The sequence below is a fragment of the Pseudomonas sp. PDM16 genome, from assembly GCF_014851865.1.
Classification (GTDB): Bacteria; Pseudomonadota; Gammaproteobacteria; order Pseudomonadales; family Pseudomonadaceae; genus Aquipseudomonas.
Genome location: NZ_JACVAM010000008.1, coordinates 174,679 through 193,458 on the forward strand (window position 1 = coordinate 174,679; position 18,780 = coordinate 193,458).

The following is an 18,780-nucleotide window of genomic DNA, read 5'->3' on the forward strand; positions in this document are numbered from 1 at the left end:
GGGATGAATGATGGTGGACATGCTCGATCGGCCTGACCAGCCGCTGGTGCTGCTGGTGGACGACATGCCAGAGAACCTCACGCTGATGAGTGAGCTGTTGGCCGACAGCTATCGGGTCAAGGTCGCCAACCACGGCGCCAAGGCCTTGCGCATCGCTGCTGGCGATCCCGCGCCGGACCTGATCCTGCTCGACATCATGATGCCGGAAATGGACGGCTATGAGGTTTGTCGTCGGCTCAAGGCCGACCCTGCCACGGCCGAGATCCCGGTGATCTTCCTCACCGCCAAGACTGAACAGGCTGACGAGCAGCAGGGCTTCGACCTGGGCGCGGTGGACTACATCACCAAGCCGATCAGCCCGCCCATCGTTCTCGCCCGGGTTCGCGCCCAGCTGCAACTCAAGGCCAGCGCCGACTTCCTGCGGGACAAGAGTGAATACCTGGAATGGGAAGTGCGCCGCCGCACGCGTGATATCCAGCGCCTGCAGGAAGTGACCATCGAAGCCATGGCCAGCCTCGCCGCCATGCGTGACAACCCCTGCGGCAAGCACCTGGCACGCATCGAACGTTACATGGTGGAGCTGACCGCCACCCTGGCTCGCCAACAACCGCTGCTGACCGCCGAGCTGGACCAGGCGCGCGCCACCCAACTGGGCAAGTCGGCGCTGCTGCACGGCATAGGCAAGCTGGTACTGCCGGATCGCATCCTGCTCAGCCCGGTGCCGCTGCAGGGCGACGACCTCAAGCTCTTGCACGGCCACACCACGGCCGGGCGCGATGCCCTGATGGCCGCAGAAGCCAAGCTGGGCAGCGTGCCGGACTTCCTGCGCGATGCTCGTGACATCGTCTACAGCCAGCATGAGCAGTGGGATGGTGGCGGTTATCCGCAGGGCCTGCGCGGCGAGCAGATTCCCCTGGCTGCGCGGCTGATGGCGGTGGTCGGCACCTACGAGGAGCTGACCAGCCGGCATACCTATCGCCAATCGGTGGAGCATGCTGACGCGGTGGCGCAGATCAGTGCCGCCAGCGGCACCCGCTTTGACCCCTCGGCGGTGCTGGCTTTCATCGAGGCCGCTGACCGTTTTGCGGTGATCGCCCGCGAGCATGCCGACGATGCCGCCGCCATCCACTACGAGCTGCAGCGTCTGGAAGAGTCACTCGGCGAGAGCATCGAGCTGACGCTGCCGCCGAGCTGAGGGTTCCTTACTCTCGCGCCTGCCAGTCCAGTGTCAGCGCTTCCTGCCAGGCGAAGCGCTCGAAGTGGCTGCCCACCACCTGTTCGAGCCTCTGCCGGTCGCCGTCGTTGGCGGCCTGTACGCTCAGCGCCAATCCACCGTCTTCTGCCTGCAGCAGGGCTAGGCCGAGCTCGAATTCGATACGTCCCTGCTGTTCGTCGAAGCTCACCGGGATCTTGTGCGCGAAGTGCTTGCACAGGCGCCCGATGTAACGCCCCGGCGTGTCGGTGGCGACGAAGGCGCGGGATTGCACATGGCTCATGGCGGACTCCTCAGTAGGCCAGGGTAAAGCGCTGGCGCACATGGCGCGGCTGCTCGGTTTCGTCGAGCAAGGCAACGGCCAGGTCGGCTACCGAGATGTGTCCCGGCTGGCCATCCTTGAGGAGCAGGTCGTCACCGCCCAGGCGGAACTGGCCAGTACGCGGGCCCGGCTCCAGGTGTGCGGCGGGGGAGAGGAAAGTCCACTCCAGCTCGGCCTCGTCGCGCAATTGGTTGAGCGCCTGGCGCGCACCCTCGGCGCCTTCCTTGTATTCGGCGGGGAAGCCTTCGCTGTCGATCAGTTGTTTGCCCGGCGCCACGTACAGGCTGCCGGCGCCGCCGACCACCAGCAGGCGTTTAACGCCGGCTGCCTTGGTGGCGGCAACGATGGCGTGGCTGCCGCTAACGAACTGCTCGCGGATATCGGCCACGCCCCAGCCGGGGTTGAAGGCGCTGAGCACCGCATCGTGGCCACGCAGTTGCTCGCTCAAAGCGGCCACGTCATGAACATCTGCCTGGGTGGCGGTGAGGTTGGCGCGCTGCGGCAGCTTCTCCGGATGGCGGATCAGGGCGGTCACTTGATGGCTGCGGTTCAGGGCTTCTTCCAGCAGGGCGGCACCGACGTAGCCGGTGGCGCCGATCAGGGCGATTTTCATGGAGCATCCTTTGTGAGGTATGTGTGGCACAGATAATCACCGCTGGATAAAGGTTGGAAAAAGACGCCTAATCCGCTTTGACAATTAAGCGGAGCTTAATAATTGGAGCAGCTCAAACGCATGGCCCTGTTTGCCACTGTTGTGGAGAAGGGCTCCATGGTGGCGGCGGGTGAGGCGCTGGGAATGACCGCCTCGGCAGTCAGCCAGCAGATTCGCAAGCTGGAAGAGGGCACCCAGGTCAGCCTGCTGCACCGCACTACCCGGCGCCTGACCCTGACCGAGGCTGGCGAGCAGCTGTACCAGAGCTGCCGACAGATCGTGCAGCTGGCCGAACAGGCCGAGCAGCGCCTGGCCGAGCTGCGCGATGCCCCGGTGGGAGAGCTGCGCATCGCCGCGCCGGTGGGCTTCTCCGGCCATCTGGTCACCGATGCTCTGGCGCCGCTGCTTCGGGCCCATCCGCAACTGAGCCTGCGGCTGTTTTTCCAGGACGAGCAAATCGACCTGATCGAGCAGCGCATCGACCTGGCTATCCGGGTCGGCAGCCTGGAGGACTCCAGCCTGGTTGGCCGGCATATTGGCGACTGGCCGATGCTGCTATGCGCGGCTCCTTCCTACCTGGCGCGCTGCGGCCTGATCGACAGCCCGGAGCGGCTGAGCGAGCTGGACTGGCTCAGCCTCGGCCACGAGCGTGGCGGCCAGGTGACGCTGCACGGGCCGGGCGGTGCGCTGCAGCGCCTGCGGGTGGAGGGGAGGGTGGTGTGCAATAACATCCTCTCTGTGCGCCAGTTCACCCTGGCGGGCATGGGGTTGTCGTTGCAGCCGGAGCCGGAAATCCGCGAGTTGCTGGCCCGCGGTGAGCTGCTGGCGGTGTTGCCGCAGTGGCAGCCGGCGCCCATTGGCCTGCATCTGGTCACGCCCCGGCGCGATGCCCAACCGGCCAAGGTGCGCTACGCCATCGAAGCATTAAGGCGCTCGCTGGTGGCGGGCTAGCTGGGCGGCGGCGACGGATTGCCGTATAAGGGCGGAATTGTCACCAGTGGAAACCCGATCAGTTCGATGAAAACCCCGAAACGCCTGGAACCCCTGCTCGAAGATGGTTTGATCGACGAGGTGGTGCGGCCGCTGATGAGCGGCAAGGAAGCCTCGGTCTATGTCGTTCGCTGCGCCGGTGAGCTGCGCTGCGCCAAGGTCTACAAGGAGGCCAACAAACGCGGGTTCCGCCAGGCCGCCGAGTACCAGGAAGGGCGCAAGACGCGCAATAGCCGCGACGCCCGTGCCATGGCCAAGGGCAGCAAGTACGGTCGCAAGGAGCAGGAGGATGCCTGGCAGAATGCCGAGGTGGCCGCGCTGTTCCGCCTGGCCGCCGCTGGCGTGCGTGTGCCCAAGCCCTACGACTTCCTCGACGGCGTGCTGCTGATGGAGATGGTCGACGATGGCTATGGTGATGCTGCGCCGCGCCTCAACGATGTCGACCTGTTGCCCGAGGACGCCCGAGAATTCCACGCCTTCATGATCGGCGAGATCGTCAAGATGCTCTGCGCCGGTCTGGTGCATGGCGACCTGTCGGAATTCAACGTGCTTCTCGACCCCTATGGCCCGGTGATCATCGACCTGCCGCAGGCGGTGGACGCAGCCGCCAACAACCATGCCTTCAGCATGCTCGAACGCGACGTGCGCAACATGGCCGAGTACTTCGGCCAGTTCGCCCCGGAGCTGCTGGAGACCCGCTACGCCAAGGAAATGTGGGCTCTCTACGAAGAGGGCAAGCTGACCCCGGAAAGCCAGCTCACCGGCCAGTTCGACGAACCGGAAGAAAGCGCCGACGTGGATGCGGTGATGCGCGAGATCAAGGCCGCCCTGCTCGAACAGCAGCGCCTGGAAGCCCTGCGCAATGCCGAGGATGCCCCGCGCGATGAGCCGCCACCGCCGCCTTGGGCGCAGTAGAGATCGTTTAGGTGCGCTGTGCGCACCGATAGCCTATGCAGGCGCGCATGCGCGCCCTGTGGAATAAAAGCGCCCGCAACTGCGGGCGTTTTTATTGAACCGGTATTTGCTTACCAGCGGTAGGCAACACCAGCGGTGACCTGGCGCTCGGCGCCGTAGAAGGCGGCGTAGGTGTAGTTCACGTAGTCCTCGTCGGTCAGGTTGCTGGCGTTGAGGGTCAGGTCCCAGGGGCCGACTTCGTAGCCGAGCATGGCGTCGACCAGGGTGTAGGACGGCGCTACGACACTGGTGTTGAACAGGCCCGGCACCTCGTCGACGTAGCGCACGCCTGCGCCGGCACGCAGCTGGCCAGGGCCGACCTGACCGAAGCGATAGTCGCCCCATACCGAGAACATATTGCGCGGCATGCCGCCGTTCCTCTGGCCCTCGTTGCCGGCATTGCTTTTGGTCACTTCCGCTTCGGTGTAGGCGTAGGCAGCGGTCAGGCTGGCGTTGCCGATATCGGTCTTGGCTTCCAATTCCAGACCGCGCGAGCGCTTTTCTCCGGTCTGCACCTGGGAGAAGGGATGCGCGGGGTCGGGGTCGTTGGTCAGCACGTTGCTCTGAGTCAGCTGGTAGATCGCTGCCGAGTACAGGCTGTTGCCGCCTGGCGGCTGGTAGCGGATGCCGATCTCGTACTGCTCGCCCTCGGTCGGGGCGAAATCCTGGCCGAAAAAATCGGTACCGCTTTGGGGCTCGAAGGATTCGCTGTAGCTGATGAACGGTGCCAGACCATTATCGGCGAGGTACACCAGGCCGGCGCGCTTGGTGAAGGCGTCGCTGTCCTGGCGGCTTTTGTACTCGTCGAAGACGGCGTCTTCCTTCTGCTTGGCCCAGTCCTGACGGCCGCCGAGCAGCAGTACCCATTTGTCGTCGAACTTGATCTGGTCCTGCAGGTAGGCGCCGGTCTGCCGGGTCGAACTGGCATAGCTGGCCGCCACGGCGGGAACGGCCGGGCCGAAGATGCCACCGTAGACCGGGTTGAAGATGTCCAGCGGCGTTAGCGTGCGGTTGTAGCGCTCCGTGCGCAGATGGCGGTCGCCTTAGTCCACGCCGCCGAGCAGCACATGCTCGAAGCGCTCGCCGTGCAGGCGATATTCGAGCTGGGTATCGACGACGAAGTTGCGCGAGTCGTCCACCCGGTCCTGGGCGCCACGAGACACGAGGGTCTTTTCCGGATTGATGTAGCCGCCGACCCATACCGACGGCATCTCGTTCTCCGACTCGAAGTAGCGCAGGTTCTGGCGCAGCTTGAGGTTGTCGGTGAAGGCGTGCTCGAAGCGATAGCCGACATCCCAGGCGGTGATCTCGGACTGGTTGTAGCCCGGCTCGCCGGTGAAGGTATGGCGCGAGATGTATCCGTTGGGGCTGCGCATGATGGTGCCTTCGGCCGGCATGCCGTAGACGTAGGTGGATGTGCTCTTCTGGTAGGTGGCCAGCAGCGTCAGGCTGGTGGCCTCGTTGGGCTGCCAGGTCAGCGACGGGGCGATGAAGGTGCGGTCGTCCGGTACGTCGTCGACCATGGTGTCGCTCTTGCGCTCCAGCGCGGTGAAACGGTAGCTCAGGGTATCCGTCAGCGCGCCGCCGTGATCGGTGGCCAGTTGGTGACGGTCGTTGCTGCCGGTTTCGGCCTTGATCTCATGCAGTTCCTCGCGGGTCGGCAGCTTGCTCACCACGTTGATGATGCCGCCGGGCGCTGCCTGGCCGAACAGCACCGACGAGGCACCGCGCAGTACCTCCACACGCTCCATGCCGTAGGGCTCCTGGGAGCCGTCGTAGATGTTGCTCATGTAGCGCATGCCGTCGCGGTAGGTGCTGCCGCTGATCTGGAAGCCGCGCAGGACGAAGGAGTCGGTCAGGCGGTCGTCGGCCTCGGTGGCGATCACCCCGGCGGTGTAGCCGAGCACGGCGCGCAGGCTCTGGGCGTTGATCGCGCTGATCTGGTCGCGGGTTACCACGGAGATCGACTGGGGCGTTTCGATGATCGGCGTGTCGGTCTTGGTGCCGGTGCTGGCGGCCTTGGCCACGTAGCCGTCGACACTGCCGTAGGCCGATTGCACGCCGCTGGCGTTGACGTTGAGTTCGGAGAGGTTGAGCGCGCCGGTCGTTGCGGGCCGTAGCAGAGTGAGCGCGGTAGCCGAGCTGCGGCTATAGGTCAGGCCGCTACCGGCGAGCAATTGCTGAAGGGCTTCCTCCGCGGTGAGGTGACCATTCACCGTGGGCGCCTGGCCGCCGAGCTCCTCGTCGGATGTGCGGAATACCGCGATACCGGTGGTGGCGGTGAACTCGCCGAGGGCGTCGAGCAGTGGCTGGGCAGCGATGGCGAAGTGGAAACGTTGAGTCTTGGCCTGCTCTATGGCAGCGCTTTCAGGTGTTTCTGCGTGGCTGGGTGCGGCGATGACGGCCAGCAGGGCACTGGCCAGTAGCGAGCGTGCGAGCGAGGGCCCACGCAGGGCACGGTGGATAGGCATGATGGTCTCCCCCAAGGAGTCAGTCTGGCAAATGCGAATTGTTCGCTGCCAACACAACGCGTGAGCTCTGGATTTCCCTCATGCCTTTTTTGAAAAAGATGGGTGGCTGGCTTTCCGCTGGGGATGGGAAGCCGCCCGCACCGGCGGTTCGCGCGGTTCAGCGGTGGATCAGCAATGCCAGCCCGGGGACTCGTGTGGTCCTCAACTGCAGGCTGGCGGTCAGTGCGTTCAGCGTGGCCTGTGGGTCGTTGGTGCGGAAGGTGCCGGACAGACGTTGCTGGCGCAGCGAATCGTCGAGCAGCAGCACCGGGGGCAGGCCCTGGCGCTGCAGGCTGTCGACGACCTCGCCCAGGGTGGCGCGGTCGAACACCAGAAGGCCCCGGCGCCAGGCGAGGGCGCGGGTGCTGTCCACGGTGATCGGGTCGCTGAAATGCCTGTCGTGATGTCGCACTTGCTGGTTGGGAGCCAGTGTGGCCTGCTCTCCAGAGCTTTCGTCGCGAACCTCGACCCGCCCGCGCGTGAGGGTGACGAGCCGGTCGGCGCCTGTGGCGTCAACGGCGAAGGCGGTACCCAGCACCAGGGTAACGAGCTGCCCGCTGTGTACGCTGAACGGCCTGAGTGGATCGTGGCTGACATCGAACCAGGCTCGACCGCGCAACAGCCTGACGGTGCGTTGATCGGCGCTCAGGTCGACATCCAGCGCGCTGTCGCTGTCCAGCAGCACGCTACTGCCGTCGTCGAGTGTCAGCTGGCGTTGCTCGCCGGGAGCGCTGGCGTAGTCGGCACTGGCGCGCTGCAGCATGCCTGGATCTCTCCAGAGGCCGATTGCCACCGCCACTGCCAGTACGCTGCAGGCCATGGCGAGCGCCGGCCCACGTATCCAGCGCAGGTTGAGGGCATGCCGCGAAGGCCGGTACCAACCGTTGCCAGCCAGCCGCTTCGCCGGCTCGCGGAGCTTCTGCCAGACCACCTCGACTTCGTGGAAGGCTTCGGTATGAAGCGGGTCGCTGTCCAGCCAGCGGCGGAAGGCGATGCGCTCGCTGGCGGGCAGATCCGGGTTCTGAAGGCGCACGTACCAGGTGGTTGCCGTCTCCTGACGGTCCAGGCGGGCCTGCTGTTCGGGCGAGGTCTTCACGATGGCTGGCTCTCGCTGGAAGGTACAGATACAACGCGCGACACCACTGCAGTCCTCATTGCTGCTCCCGCTGACAATGCTGGAGGGCGCGGATCATGTCCTTTTCCACGGTACTCACGGAAACGCCGAGTTGGTTGGCGATGGTGGCATAGGGCAGGCCGTCCACGCGACTCAGGAGGAATACCTGCTGGGTTCGCCGGGGTAGTTTGCGCAGACGCAGAAGCAGGTCATCCAGTTCCTGGCTCGCGCTGACCTGGACTTCCAGCTCAGCGCCGGAGCTTTCCTCGTCCACCTGTTGCTGGGCATAGCGGTTGCGTACCTGGCGCGCCCGCAGATGGTCGAGGGCCAGATTCTGGGCGGTACGGAAGAGCAGGCTGCGGTCGCCCTCGTTCAGTTGGCGGTCCCACAGGCGAAGGAAAGTGTCCTGGGCCAGGTCCTCTGCGGTACCTCGGTCACCGACGATGCGCCGGATGAGCTGCAGCAGGCGGCTCTGTTCGCGCAGGTAAAGGGAGAGGAAGGGCGACGACTTGCTCATGGCTTGATGGCGGCCGCAGGCTCTGATCTGGAGTTGCGATATTAGTACGCCTGAGATTTATTCTCAAATAATGAATTGATCTTCGCTGCTTTCAGCACTCGATGATGTTGACCGCCAGGCCACCCCTGGCGGTTTCCTTGTATTTGCTCTTCATGTCGGCCCCGGTCTCGCGCATGGTACGGATCACCCGGTCCAGCGAGATGAAGTGCTGGCCGTCGCCGCGCAGGGCCATGCGTGCGGCGTTGATGGCCTTCACCGAGCCCATGGCGTTGCGCTCGATGCAGGGCACCTGGACCAGCCCGCCGACCGGGTCGCAAGTCAGGCCGAGGTTGTGTTCCATGCCGATCTCGGCAGCATTCTCCACTTGCTGGATGCTGCCGCCGAGCACTTCGCACAGGGCGCCGGCGGCCATCGAACAGGCCACCCCGACTTCGCCCTGGCAGCCGACTTCGGCACCGGAGATCGAGGCGTTTTCCTTGTACAGGATGCCGATGGCCGCGGCAGTGAGCAGGAAGCGCACCACGCCGTCATCCGAGGCGCCGGGCACGAAGCGCCGGTAGTAATGCAGTACCGCCGGCACGATGCCGGCCGCGCCGTTGGTGGGGGCGGTGACCACGCGCCCGCCGCTGGCATTTTCCTCGTTCACCGCCAGGGCATAGAGATTGACCCAGTCCATCACCGTCAGTGGGTCGCGCAGGCTGGCCTCGGGGTTCTGGCTGAGTTGGCGGTGCAGGGCGGCGGCGCGGCGGCGTACCTTGAGCCCACCGGGCATGATGCCCTCGTTGCGGCAACCGGCGGTGACGCAGTCCTGCATTACCTGCCAGATGTTGAGCAGGCCGGCACGGGTTTTTGCCTCTGGGCGCCAGGCGGCTTCGTTGGCCAGCATCAGCTGGCTGATCGACAGGCCATGTTCGTTGCACTGGGCCAGCAGTTCCTTGGCGGTCTTGAACGGGTAGGCCAGCGGCGTCTGGTCCTCGACGATGCGGTCGGCCCCGGCGGCTTCCTCATCGACCACGAAGCCGCCGCCCACCGAGTAGTACTCGCGCGAGCGGATCTGCAGGCCGGCGGCGTCGAAGGCGCGGAAGATCATGCCGTTGGGATGGAAGTCGAGTGGCTTCCTGATCATCGCCAGGTGCTCCTTCTCGACGAAGCGGATCGACTTGTCGCCGCCCAGCTTCAGCTCGCCGCTGGTACGTATGGCGGCCAGGCGGCTGTCGATGGTCGCGGTATCGACGCTATCCGGATGGTCGCCCTCCAGGCCGAGCAGCACCGCCTTGTCGCTGCCGTGGCCCTTGCCGGTGGCGCCGAGCGAACCATATAGCTCGACCTTCAGGCTCTGCGTGGTCTCGAACAGCCCTTCGCGGTGCAGCCCCTCGACGAAGCGCGCAGCCGCCCGCATCGGCCCCACCGTGTGGGAACTGGAGGGGCCGATGCCGATCTTGAAGAGGTCGAACACGCTGAGTGCCATGGGCTGCTCCTGTGACTGGATGGTCAGAAGCTTACACCCGATGCCTGCGACTATCGGTCGCGGATGCGACCCGGAATTGTCGTCCTTCGCCGCCTACACCCCGAACATCTGCCGGACTTCGCTGGGTACCAGGCCGGTCCAGCGTTTGAACGAGCGGCGGAAATTGGTGGTGTCGTTGAACTGCAGGTAGCCGGCCACTTCCTCGTTGCTGTAGCCGCGGACCTGGTAGAGGTAGAGGGCGACATGCTTGCGCGCCTGGTCCAGCTGTTCCTGGAAGTGGGTGCCGTGCTTTTGCAACTTGCGCTTGAAGGTCGATGCGCTCATGCCCAGGGCCTGGGCCACGCTCTCCAGCTGCAGCGGCTCGCGGATGTGCGTCAGCAGGTAGCCATAGAGGCGGTCGAGCAGGCCGGCGCGAAAGCCCAGTTGCTCGAGCTGCTGCAGGGCCTGTTGCTGGGCGACCTGGCCGGCGGTGAGGGCGGCGCCCGGCCAGGGCTTGTGCAGGTATTCGCGGGGCAGGCGCATCAGGTCCATGGGCGCACCGAAGCGCACCGTTTCGCCGAGGTGCACCCAGTACTGTTCCACGTAGCGCGGCTGGGCGTGGCTGAAGCTGCACTCCCAGGGCAGTGCCTGGCCGGCCAGCCAGCGGCTCATGGCCACCAGCGCGGTGCATGAGGCTTCCAGCAGGAAGCGGCGCTGGGCGCCGGCACCACAGCTGTCCAGCCAGTATAGATAGAGATAGTGCTCGTCGAGCAGCACGCGCGGGCTGAGCAACGGGCTGAGCAGGGCGCGTTGTTCGCCGAACATGTCCAGCGCCTGGCGCAGGTCGGCGGCGTGCTGCAGGGTGTGGCTGGCCGGGCCGTAGTGGCCGGGCAGCAGGCGCTGGCCAAACAGGAAGCTGCTGTCGTCGGCGTCCAGCAGGCGGCTGGCGTTATCGATCAGGCAGAGGAACTGCTGCGGGCTGAGGCGTGCATGGCCGGCCAGGATGTCTTCGTGGAACAGGCCGCTGCCGCGCAGCAGGCGATGGCTGTCGATACCGCGCGACAGGGCCAGGTCGAGCAGTACTGCCGGCTGCCAGTGGCCGGGAATGAAGCGGCTATCGCATTCGTACCAGTCGGTGTGGAGGGTCATGGCGATGGGCTCAGGCGGCCAGCGGCGGTTGCTTGGCTCGCGCCAGCGCCACGTTGAGGCGTTGCAGCAGGCTCTGCGCGTCGTCCTGCAGGGCCATCACCGTGGCCACGCTGGCGCGCAGTTGCAGACGCTCGCCGTGTTGCCCGCTCTTGTGGGCGAAGTGCTTCACCGCCGCCTGCAGCTCGCCGGCCAGTTGCCGTGCTTGGCTGTCACCGGTATTGGGCAGCAGCACCACGAAGCGGTCACCGGCCAGGCGGCAGAGCAGGTCCTGGCGGCGCAGGTTGAGCAGCAGTAGCTGGGTCAGCGCCTGCAGGACTCGGTCGCCCTCGGCGTGGCCGTAGGTGTGGTTGACCGTGGCGAAGTCGTCCAGGTCGAGGATCACCAGCGACAGCGCCTGCTGGGTGGCGCGCGCCTCGACCAGACTGTGTTCCAGCTGCAGGCGCAGATAGTCGGCATCGCCCAGCGGAGTGAGCTTGTCGAACATGCGGTGCTCGCGGAACAGCCGCTCGCGCTTCTCCATCTGTTCGCTGATGGCGCGTTGCTCGTGGTGCCAGTGGTACAGGCCGAACGTCAGCAGCAACAGGCCGACCGGCATGGGCGCCGACTCCAGCCAGTGGTCCCAGGTGATCGCATCGGGGATGGCGATGAATTCGTCCAGGCAGTCCACCCACCAAGAGAAAAATACCAGGCCCAGGCCCAGCGCCAGCAGGTTGGTGACCCGCCCGGCCGGACGGCTGTTCAGCACCAGGCCGAGCCAGACCAGGCAGAGCAGAGCCGAGCCGCCCTCGCCGAGGATATCCAGCCACACCCATTCGCTGGTCGCCTTGAGGTCGCCGGCACCCAGGTGCAGGAGCAGGGCGGCATTGGCCGCCAGCAGCAGGGCGGCGAGTTTCAGGCGGTGCAGGCCGAGCAGGGTGGGCATGACGGGCTCCAGATCAGTCGTTCGTGCGTCAGCAGAGCAGAGCCATATGACCGAATGGTTGCAGCGGGGGAGGTCGAATCGGCTCAGGGCGGGTGACGACTTTTTCGCGGCGGCAGCGCAACACTGCGAGCGGTGGCGGCCTGTGGCGACTCGGCGGGTCATTACGGCTCGCCGGGTCGGGTCAAATCGGCTCATTGCACCCCGTCAGCGAGGGTGAACGCCGAGCAAAACGGCAGGGTTGCCTAGGCCTGTCACAGAACCGTCATCCCTCGCTCCTAGCTTGCGCTCCAAGTCGCCGGGCACTGGTCCGGCCGGAACGCTTATCTGGGGAGATCAGCATGCACAAACGCCAACTCAACGCCCGCCGTGCGGGCTTTTCCGTCAGCATCCTGGCGCTGGCCATCGCTGCCACACCGCTGTGGGCGGCCGAAGAGAACGCTACCGAGCACGTCGAGGTAATCGGCCAGGCCGCCAGCATCGACCAGGCACTCAAGGAGCAGCGCCGTTCCGACAGCGTGAAGAGCACCGTGCATGCCGATGGCGTGGCCCAACTGCCCGACCAGAACGTCGCCGAAGCCACCCAGCGCCTGCCGGGCGTAGCGGTGGAGCGCGACCAGGGCGAGGGCCGCTTCGTTAGCGTGCGTGGCCTGGGGCCTGACCTCAACAGCGTCAGCGTCAACGGCACGCTGATCCCTTCGCCGGAGGCGGATCGCCGCGCGGTGGCCCTCGACGTGCTGCCGTCCGAGCTGGTGCAGTCGCTGTCGGTGGTCAAGACCCTGACCCCGGACATGGACGCCAACTCCCTCGGCGGCACCATCGAGGTGGAGAGCCTGTCGGCCTTCGACCACAAGGGCCTGTTCTACACCGGCAGCACCGAGGCCAGCTACGACGACAACACCGAGCAGACCAGCCCGAAATTCTCTGGCGCCATCAGTGACCGCTTCAGCCTCGGCGACGGTGTCGACAACTTCGGCGTGGCCGCCGCGCTCAGCTGGCAGCAGCGCGACTTCGGCTCGGACAACGTCGAGACCGGCGGCGACTGGGACTTCGAGGACGGCGCCCGGTTGCAGCAATTCGAACAGCGCGACTACGACATCCGCCGTGAACGCAGCGGTTTGGGCCTGAACTTCGACTACCGCCCGGATGACTTCTCCAGCTACTACCTGCGCACCCTCTACAGCCGTTACAAGGACACCGAGACCCGTCACGCCGCCGGCGTCGAGTTCGCTGACGCCCAGTTGGGCGGCGAGCGCGGCGATGCCGAGGGCTGGCGCGAGCTGAAGGACCGCGAGGAAACCCAGGATATCCAGTCCTACGTGTTCGGCGCCGAGCACCTGATTGGCCAGTGGACGCTCAATGGGCAGGTCGGCTACAGCCAGTCGAGCGAAGATACGCCGGGGCACATCGGAGGAGCGTTGTTCGAGGGCAACGACGACTTCGCCGATGTCGGCTTCAGCGGCAGCAAGAAGCCACGCCTGCAGATCGGCGACGACTTCTACGACCCGGCCAATTTCAGCCTGAGCGAGGTGGAGTGGGCCGAGGAGAACACCGAGGACACCGAGAAGAACATCAAGCTCGACGCTGCCCGCGACTACGAGTTGGCCGGCCACGCGGCCCAGGTCAAGTTCGGCGGCAAGCTCAGCCGTCGCGAGAAGAGCAACGACACCGACATCTGGACTTACGAGGACCTCGGCGACTTCGGCTTCAGCGACGAGCAACTGAGCATGGACCAGTTCACCAAGGGCCGCGTCGACTATAGCCTCGGACGCTTCGGCTCCGGCCTTTCGGCTGGGCGCATCGAGGATCTGATCGGCGGCCTGGACCGCGCGGAGTTCTTCAACGAGGAAGAGTCGCGGGTCAACGACTTCGACATGAGCGAAGACATCGATGCCGCCTACCTGATGCACACCCTCGATATCGATGACCTGCGCATCATCGCCGGTGTGCGCTACGAGGGCACCGAATTCGAGGCCAAGGGCACCGGCATCCGTGATGGCGACTACGAGAGCATCGAGGCGAAGAACGACTACCACCACTGGCTGCCGGGTCTGCATGGCCGTTACCAGCTGGACAAGGACACCCAGGTGCGTGCGGCCATCACACACAGCGTGGTGCGCCCGACCTTCGGCCAGATGGCGCCGGGCTTCGTCATCGACGGCGACGAGGCCAGCTTCGGCAACCCGAGCCTGGACCCGCTGGAGTCGCGCAACTTCGACCTCGGCATCGAGCACTACCTGGGCCGCGCCGGCGTGGTGTCCGCCTTCGTGTTCTACAAGGACATCGAGAACTTCGTGTACAACGCCGACCTCGCCGGCACCGGCGACTGGGCCGACTTTGCCGAGGCCAACACCTTCGCCAACGGCGACAACGCCGAGCTGTGGGGTCTGGAACTGGCTTACTCGCAGAAGTTCGACTGGCTGCCGGCACCGTGGAACGGCCTGCTGTTGGGCGCCAACGCCACCTTCAGCCGCTCCGACGCCAGCATCAGCGGCTTCGATGCCGACAGCGGCAGCTACCGCGAGCGCGACATCGACCTGCCGTTCCAGTCCGACACCGTCGGCAACCTGATGCTCGGCTGGGAAAACGACAAGCTCAGCCTGCGCCTGTCGGCCAACTACAAGTCCGACTACCTCTACGAAGTGGCCGGCATCAACGACGAGGCCCACGACCTGCACGTGGACGACCAGGTATTCGTCGACTTCAGCGCCGGCTACTTCCTGACCAAGGAACTGCAGCTCAAGTTCGAGGCGCAGAACATCACCGACGAGAGCTACTACGTCTACACCGGCCGCCACGCCTACAACGCCCAGTACGAGGAATACGGCCCGACGTACAAGCTCGGCCTGACCTTCACCCACTTCTGACTCGTGCCTCCCTCTCCCTCTGGGAGAGGGCCGGGGTGAGGGAGCTTGGCTCCGCGCACCAGCTAACTGTTTCCAGCCCGTGCACGCATGGCTCGCCGGGCTTTCGACAAGGAATACCCACGCAATGAATCCGTTGTTCCACCTTTCCCTGTTGTTCGCCGGCCTGCTCGTGGCCGGTTGCGACCAGCTGCCATCGGCGGCTTCCGCCGCCACGCCAAGTCTGGCCCTCAGCCCCTGGGGCGCTTCCAGCCAGATCAAAGCCGAGGACCTGCGCTTCGCCGGCGAACAGCGTCTGGCCGCCAGCGAGAAGCGCGGCCTGCTGCTGCTCGATGCTCAGGGCGTCGAATTGGCGCGCCTGCCCGGCAACTTCAGCGGGCTGGATAGCCGCAGCCTTGGCGAGCAACTGCTGGTCGCCAGCCTGGACGCCGCCAACCAGCGCCCGACACTGGCGCTGCTCGACCCGGCCGCGCGCCAGTGGGGTCGCACCTTGGCCCTGCCGGCGCGCGACTATGCGGTGACCGGCCTGTGCCTGTACCGCGACGAGGCGGCCAACCTCTACCTGTTCCTGGTTGGCGAAGAAGGCCGTGGCGAGCAATGGCTGGTCGGCGCCGGTAGCGGGCTGAACGCCGAGGCCCTGCGCGTGCGCGGTTTACCGCTGCCACCACAGGCCGAGTTCTGCCAGGTCGACGATGCCGCCAACCAGTTATTGGTGAACGAAGAGAACGTCGGCCTGTGGGCCTACCCGGCGCACCCGGAGGCCGAGGCCAGCCGCGTGGCGGTGGACATGGTCAAGCCGTTCGGCGGCCTGGAGCAGGGCGTCGGCGCCATGGCCACGGTGCCGGGCGGCGTGCTGGCGCTGGATGTCGGCGCCCGTCGCCTGCATCTGTACCAGCGCCAGGGCGAAGCCTGGCAGGCGGCCGGCAGCGTGGCTCTGGAGGGCATGGAAGAGCCAGAGCGCCTGGCCGTGCGTGAAGGTGCCGCAGGTCTCGAACTGCTGCTGCAGGACGACGGCAGTGGGCGCTTCTACGAGGGCGAGCTGGCCTGGAAGCCGCAACCGGTGGCGGTGCCCGAAGCGCTGGTCAACGTCACGGCGCTGCGCCAGAGCGAGCCGGTCGGCCGCCACGGCGACGCCGCCGACGATCCGGCGATTTGGGTTGACCCGGCCAACCCGACGCGCTCACGCGTGCTCGGTACCAACAAGAAGCAGGGCCTGCTGGTCTACGACCTGGACGGCAAGCTGCTGCAGGACCTGCCGGTAGGGCGCCTGAACAACGTCGACCTGCGCCCCAACTTCAGCCTCGGCGGCGAGCGCGTCGACCTGGCCGTGGCCAGCGATCGTGACCGCAACAGCATCGCAGTGTTCGCCATCGACCGCGCCAGCGGCGAGCTACGCGTGGCCGGCGAGGTGCGCACGCCGCTCAAGGAAATCTACGGCATCTGCTTGTTCCAGCCGGCCAGCGGCGAGCTGTACGCCTTCGCCAACGGCAAGGACGGCAGCTTCCTGCAGTACCGCCTGAGCGACAGCGGCGGCGAGGTCAGCGGCGAGCTGGTGCGGCGCTTCGCCGTGCCGAGCCAGCCCGAAGGCTGCGTGGCCGACGACCAGCGCCAGCGCCTGTTCCTTGGCGAGGAAGACACCGGCATCTGGGCGGTGGACGCCCGCGCCGATGGCCCCACCGAGCTGCATGAGGTGATGAAGGTCGGCGGCGCGCTGCACGCCGATGTCGAGGGCCTGGGCCTGTACCAGTCCGAGGCGCGCGACTACCTGGTGGTGTCCAGCCAGGGCAACGACAGCTACCTGGTGCTCGACGCCGAACCGCCATTCGCTCTGCTCGGCGCCTTCCGCGTCGGCGCCAACGGCGCCCTGGGTATCGACGGCGCCTCCGAGACCGACGGCCTGGAAGTCACCTCGGCCAACCTCGGCGGGCCCTGGAGCCAGGGCATGTTGGTGGTGCAGGACGGCCGTAAGCGCATGCCCGAGGCCACGCAGAACTTCAAGTTCGTGCCCTGGAGCGAGGTCGCCCGCGCCCTCGGCCTGGAGTAGCGCTGTCATCAGCCGGTAACCGCGAAGTAATCGAATAGCACCATTCACCCTCTCCCCCTGGGAGAGGGCCGGGGTGAGGGATGTGCAGCGCACGACTCAGCCCGCCATGTAAAGGAGCCACACCATGCACGCCACCCTCGAACAGATGACTGTCTGGAGCCTGGTCAGCGACGCCAGCCTGCTGGTCAAGCTGGTCATGCTGACCCTGCTCGCCGCCTCCCTGGCCAGCTGGTATTTGATCGTCCAGCGCAGCCTGCTGCTGGGCCGCAGCGAGCGCCTGGCGCGGGACTTCCTACGCCGCTTCCGCGAGACCGGCGACCTCGCCACCCTGTACCGTGAAGGCGCCGAACGCAGCGATGCGGACGCCGCGCTGGAGCAGCTGTTCCGCGCCGGCTACGGCGAATATGCGCAGCTGCGCCGCGACCCCGGTGTGGAGCGCGAAACGCTGATCGACGGCGTCGAACGCAGCCTGCTGGTGGCCATCTCCGAGCAGGAGGAACGCCTGGAGAAGGGCCTGCCGCTGCTCGCCACCATCGGCTCGGTCAGCCCCTACATCGGCCTGTTCGGCACCGTGTGGGGGATCATGAATTCCTTCATCGGCCTGTCCCAGGTGCAGCAGGCGACGCTGTCCACCGTCGCGCCGGGCATCGCCGAGGCGCTGATCGCCACCGCCATCGGCCTGTTCGCCGCCATTCCGGCGGTGATCGCCTACAACCGCTTCGCCGCTCGCGTCGCCGCGCTGAGCACCCGTCTGTACGCCTTCGGCAACGAGCTGCAGGGCCGCCTGCAACGGCGCCTGCCGGCTGCAACCGGCGTGGCCCAGGCGGCCTGAGGAGAGGCGAGATGCGCAAGCCGCAGAACAAACACGGCCCCAAGGCCGAGATGAACGTGGTGCCCTATATCGACGTGATGCTGGTGCTGCTGGTGATCTTCATGGTCACCGCGCCCATGCTCACCCAGGGCGTGAAGATCGAGCTGCCCAAGGTCGCCGCCGAGGCGCTGCCGACCGATAGCCAGCAACAGGTGCTGACCCTCTCGGTACAGGCCGATGGCGGCTACTACTGGAACCTCGGCAGCGAGCTGGATACCCAGCACAGGACCGACAGCGCGGTGAACCTGGAGGAGATGACCAGCAAGGTCGGCGCGCTGATCGCCGCGCGCGGCGACACCCAGGTGTACATCCGCGCCGACGGTCACGCCGACTACGCCACGGTGGTGGCCGGCATGGCCGCGCTGCAGCAGGGCGGGGTGAGCAACCTCGGCCTGATCACCGAGGCGCCGCAGTGAGCGCGCTGGTCATGCAGGCCACCGCGCCGCTGGCGCTCGCCGCTCCCTCCAGCCGCTGGCTGCGCAGCTTCCTCGCCGCCGGCGTGGCGGTGGGGCTGCACGCCCTGGTGCTCGGCCTGTTGCTGACTCACTGGCAGGCCGACACGCCGCCAGCGCCGCAGGTACGTACCCTGACCACGCGCCTGGTGACCCTGGCCCCGCCGGCACCGCCACAGCCCGAGGCGGTTCTGCCGACGACCGCGCTCCCCGAACCCGAACCGGCCAAGCCGGTGGAGGCGCCCAAGCCTGATCCACGCATTGAGCAGCAGAAGCTAGAACAGGCCGCCCTGGCGCGCAAACGCGTCGAGGAACAGCGCGAGCGCCAGGAACGCGAGCAGGTCGAGCGCCAACGCATAGAGCGTGAACGTCGCGAGGCCGATGAACTGGCCCGCCAGCAGGCGCAGCAGCGCCAGGCCGAAGCCCAGGCCCGCGCCGACGCCGAAGCCGCCGACCGCGCCCGCCAGGCCGAGGCCGCTGCGGCCGCCAGCCGCCAGTACCTGCCCATCGCCAAGGAGGCGCCGGACTATCCGGAGCGTGCCCTGGACAAGGGCATCGAAGGCGACTGCACGGTGACCTACCGGGTCAGCCCGCAAGGCCGCGTCGAAGACCCGCAAACCCTCGGCGACTGCCACCCGCTGTTCGTCCGTCCGTCCCTGGCCGCCGCCCGCACCTTCCGCTACCAGCCGCGCGTGGTCGATGGCCGCGCGGTAGCGGTGGACGGCGTGAAGAACACCTTCCACTACCGCATCGAATAACCAG

General features: G+C 66.5%; 17 protein-coding genes. 8 read left to right on the plus strand and 9 right to left on the minus strand.

The genetic code is table 11. From position 1 onward, the window contains the following. Nucleotides 1–10: 10 nt before the first annotated feature. On the plus strand, nt 11–1,195 hold the full coding sequence (locus IB234_RS22585; RefSeq protein WP_192322093.1) for a two-component system response regulator: 1,185 nt from the start codon (nt 11–13) through the stop codon (nt 1,193–1,195). Nucleotides 1,196–1,202: 7 nt separating this feature from the next. Here IB234_RS22585 and IB234_RS22590 read toward each other — a convergent pair whose 3' ends face one another. After that, nucleotides 1,203–1,496, minus strand: a complete 294-nt coding sequence (locus IB234_RS22590; protein WP_192322094.1) for a DUF2218 domain-containing protein — start codon at nt 1,494–1,496, stop codon at nt 1,203–1,205. Between the two features lie 10 nt (nt 1,497–1,506). Beyond that, a complete protein-coding gene (locus IB234_RS22595) occupies nt 1,507–2,148 on the minus strand; it encodes an NAD(P)-dependent oxidoreductase (protein WP_192322095.1) in 642 nt (213 codons plus the stop codon). 102 nt (nt 2,149–2,250) lie between these two features. Here IB234_RS22595 and IB234_RS22600 point away from each other — a divergent pair, with 102 nt between their 5' ends. Together IB234_RS22600 and IB234_RS22605 are read left to right on the plus strand one after the other, a co-directional pair. Then, nucleotides 2,251–3,138, plus strand: a complete 888-nt coding sequence (locus IB234_RS22600) for a LysR family transcriptional regulator (protein WP_192322096.1) — start codon at nt 2,251–2,253, stop codon at nt 3,136–3,138. Nucleotides 3,139–3,204: 66 nt separating this feature from the next. After that, nucleotides 3,205–4,092: a PA4780 family RIO1-like protein kinase gene (locus IB234_RS22605; RefSeq protein ID WP_192322097.1), complete on the plus strand. Its 888-nt coding sequence runs from the start codon at nt 3,205–3,207 to the stop codon at nt 4,090–4,092. A 110-nt stretch (nt 4,093–4,202) separates the two neighbouring features. On the opposite strand, the gene IB234_RS24040 is transcribed toward IB234_RS22605, so the two are convergent. The 7 genes from IB234_RS24040 to IB234_RS22635 form a co-directional block, all read right to left on the minus strand. Beyond that, the gene (locus tag IB234_RS24040) at nt 4,203–5,162 is read right to left on the minus strand and encodes a TonB-dependent siderophore receptor (RefSeq protein WP_225580767.1); all 960 of its coding nucleotides are present in this window, start codon (nt 5,160–5,162) and stop codon (nt 4,203–4,205) included. A 12-nt stretch (nt 5,163–5,174) separates the two neighbouring features. After that, nucleotides 5,175–6,602, minus strand: a complete 1,428-nt coding sequence (locus IB234_RS24045; protein WP_225580757.1) for a TonB-dependent siderophore receptor — start codon at nt 6,600–6,602, stop codon at nt 5,175–5,177. Between the two features lie 157 nt (nt 6,603–6,759). After that, the gene (locus IB234_RS22615) at nt 6,760–7,737 is read right to left on the minus strand and encodes a FecR family protein (protein WP_192322098.1); all 978 of its coding nucleotides are present in this window, start codon (nt 7,735–7,737) and stop codon (nt 6,760–6,762) included. Between the two features lie 55 nt (nt 7,738–7,792). Then, on the minus strand, nt 7,793–8,272 hold the full coding sequence (locus IB234_RS22620; protein ID WP_192322099.1) for an RNA polymerase sigma factor: 480 nt from the start codon (nt 8,270–8,272) through the stop codon (nt 7,793–7,795). A 91-nt stretch (nt 8,273–8,363) separates the two neighbouring features. Beyond that, on the minus strand, nt 8,364–9,740 hold the full coding sequence (locus tag IB234_RS22625; RefSeq protein ID WP_192322100.1) for an L-serine ammonia-lyase: 1,377 nt from the start codon (nt 9,738–9,740) through the stop codon (nt 8,364–8,366). Nucleotides 9,741–9,833: 93 nt separating this feature from the next. After that, a complete protein-coding gene (locus tag IB234_RS22630) occupies nt 9,834–10,868 on the minus strand; it encodes an AraC family transcriptional regulator (protein WP_192322101.1) in 1,035 nt (344 codons plus the stop codon). A gap of 10 nt (nt 10,869–10,878) precedes the next feature. Then, on the minus strand, nt 10,879–11,790 hold the full coding sequence (locus IB234_RS22635) for a GGDEF domain-containing protein (RefSeq protein ID WP_192322102.1): 912 nt from the start codon (nt 11,788–11,790) through the stop codon (nt 10,879–10,881). 338 nt (nt 11,791–12,128) lie between these two features. Here IB234_RS22635 and IB234_RS22640 point away from each other — a divergent pair, with 338 nt between their 5' ends. The 5 genes from IB234_RS22640 to IB234_RS22660 all read left to right on the plus strand — a co-directional run bounded on the left by IB234_RS22640 (nt 12,129) and on the right by IB234_RS22660 (nt 18,776). After that, nucleotides 12,129–14,654, plus strand: a complete 2,526-nt coding sequence (locus IB234_RS22640; protein ID WP_192322103.1) for a TonB-dependent receptor — start codon at nt 12,129–12,131, stop codon at nt 14,652–14,654. Between the two features lie 124 nt (nt 14,655–14,778). Next, nucleotides 14,779–16,695: a phytase gene (locus tag IB234_RS22645; RefSeq protein ID WP_192322104.1), complete on the plus strand. Its 1,917-nt coding sequence runs from the start codon at nt 14,779–14,781 to the stop codon at nt 16,693–16,695. A 124-nt stretch (nt 16,696–16,819) separates the two neighbouring features. Continuing rightward, a complete protein-coding gene (gene tolQ, locus IB234_RS22650) occupies nt 16,820–17,527 on the plus strand; it encodes a protein TolQ (protein WP_192322105.1) in 708 nt (235 codons plus the stop codon). 11 nt (nt 17,528–17,538) lie between these two features. Further along, entirely contained in the window at nt 17,539–17,982 is a 444-nt protein-coding gene (gene tolR, locus IB234_RS22655; RefSeq protein WP_192322106.1) for a protein TolR, read from the plus strand. Beyond that, nucleotides 17,979–18,776 carry an energy transducer TonB gene (locus IB234_RS22660; protein ID WP_318652061.1) on the plus strand — a complete coding sequence of 266 codons (798 nt, stop codon included), beginning with the start codon at nt 17,979–17,981 and terminating at the stop codon, nt 18,774–18,776. The genes tolR and IB234_RS22660 overlap by 4 nt, the downstream gene beginning before the upstream one ends. Nucleotides 18,777–18,780 lie beyond the last annotated feature (4 nt).

Bases quoted from the DNA above. Each gene is read 5' to 3' on its own strand.
- IB234_RS22585 (WP_192322093.1), top strand. From the start codon at position 11: ATGGTGGACATGCTCGATCGGCCTGACCAGCCGCTGGTGCTGCTGGTG.
- IB234_RS22590 (WP_192322094.1), bottom strand. From the start codon at position 1,496: ATGAGCCATGTGCAATCCCGCGCCTTCGTCGCCACCGACACGCCGGGG.
- IB234_RS22595 (WP_192322095.1), bottom strand. From the start codon at position 2,148: ATGAAAATCGCCCTGATCGGCGCCACCGGCTACGTCGGTGCCGCCCTG.
- IB234_RS22605 (WP_192322097.1), top strand. From the start codon at position 3,205: ATGAAAACCCCGAAACGCCTGGAACCCCTGCTCGAAGATGGTTTGATC.
- IB234_RS24045 (WP_225580757.1), bottom strand. From the start codon at position 6,602: ATGCCTATCCACCGTGCCCTGCGTGGGCCCTCGCTCGCACGCTCGCTA.
- IB234_RS22620 (WP_192322099.1), bottom strand. From the start codon at position 8,272: ATGAGCAAGTCGTCGCCCTTCCTCTCCCTTTACCTGCGCGAACAGAGC.
- IB234_RS22625 (WP_192322100.1), bottom strand. From the start codon at position 9,740: ATGGCACTCAGCGTGTTCGACCTCTTCAAGATCGGCATCGGCCCCTCC.
- IB234_RS22630 (WP_192322101.1), bottom strand. From the start codon at position 10,868: ATGACCCTCCACACCGACTGGTACGAATGCGATAGCCGCTTCATTCCC.
- IB234_RS22635 (WP_192322102.1), bottom strand. From the start codon at position 11,790: ATGCCCACCCTGCTCGGCCTGCACCGCCTGAAACTCGCCGCCCTGCTG.
- IB234_RS22640 (WP_192322103.1), top strand. From the start codon at position 12,129: ATGCACAAACGCCAACTCAACGCCCGCCGTGCGGGCTTTTCCGTCAGC.
- IB234_RS22645 (WP_192322104.1), top strand. From the start codon at position 14,779: ATGAATCCGTTGTTCCACCTTTCCCTGTTGTTCGCCGGCCTGCTCGTG.
- tolQ (WP_192322105.1), top strand. From the start codon at position 16,820: ATGCACGCCACCCTCGAACAGATGACTGTCTGGAGCCTGGTCAGCGAC.
- tolR (WP_192322106.1), top strand. From the start codon at position 17,539: ATGCGCAAGCCGCAGAACAAACACGGCCCCAAGGCCGAGATGAACGTG.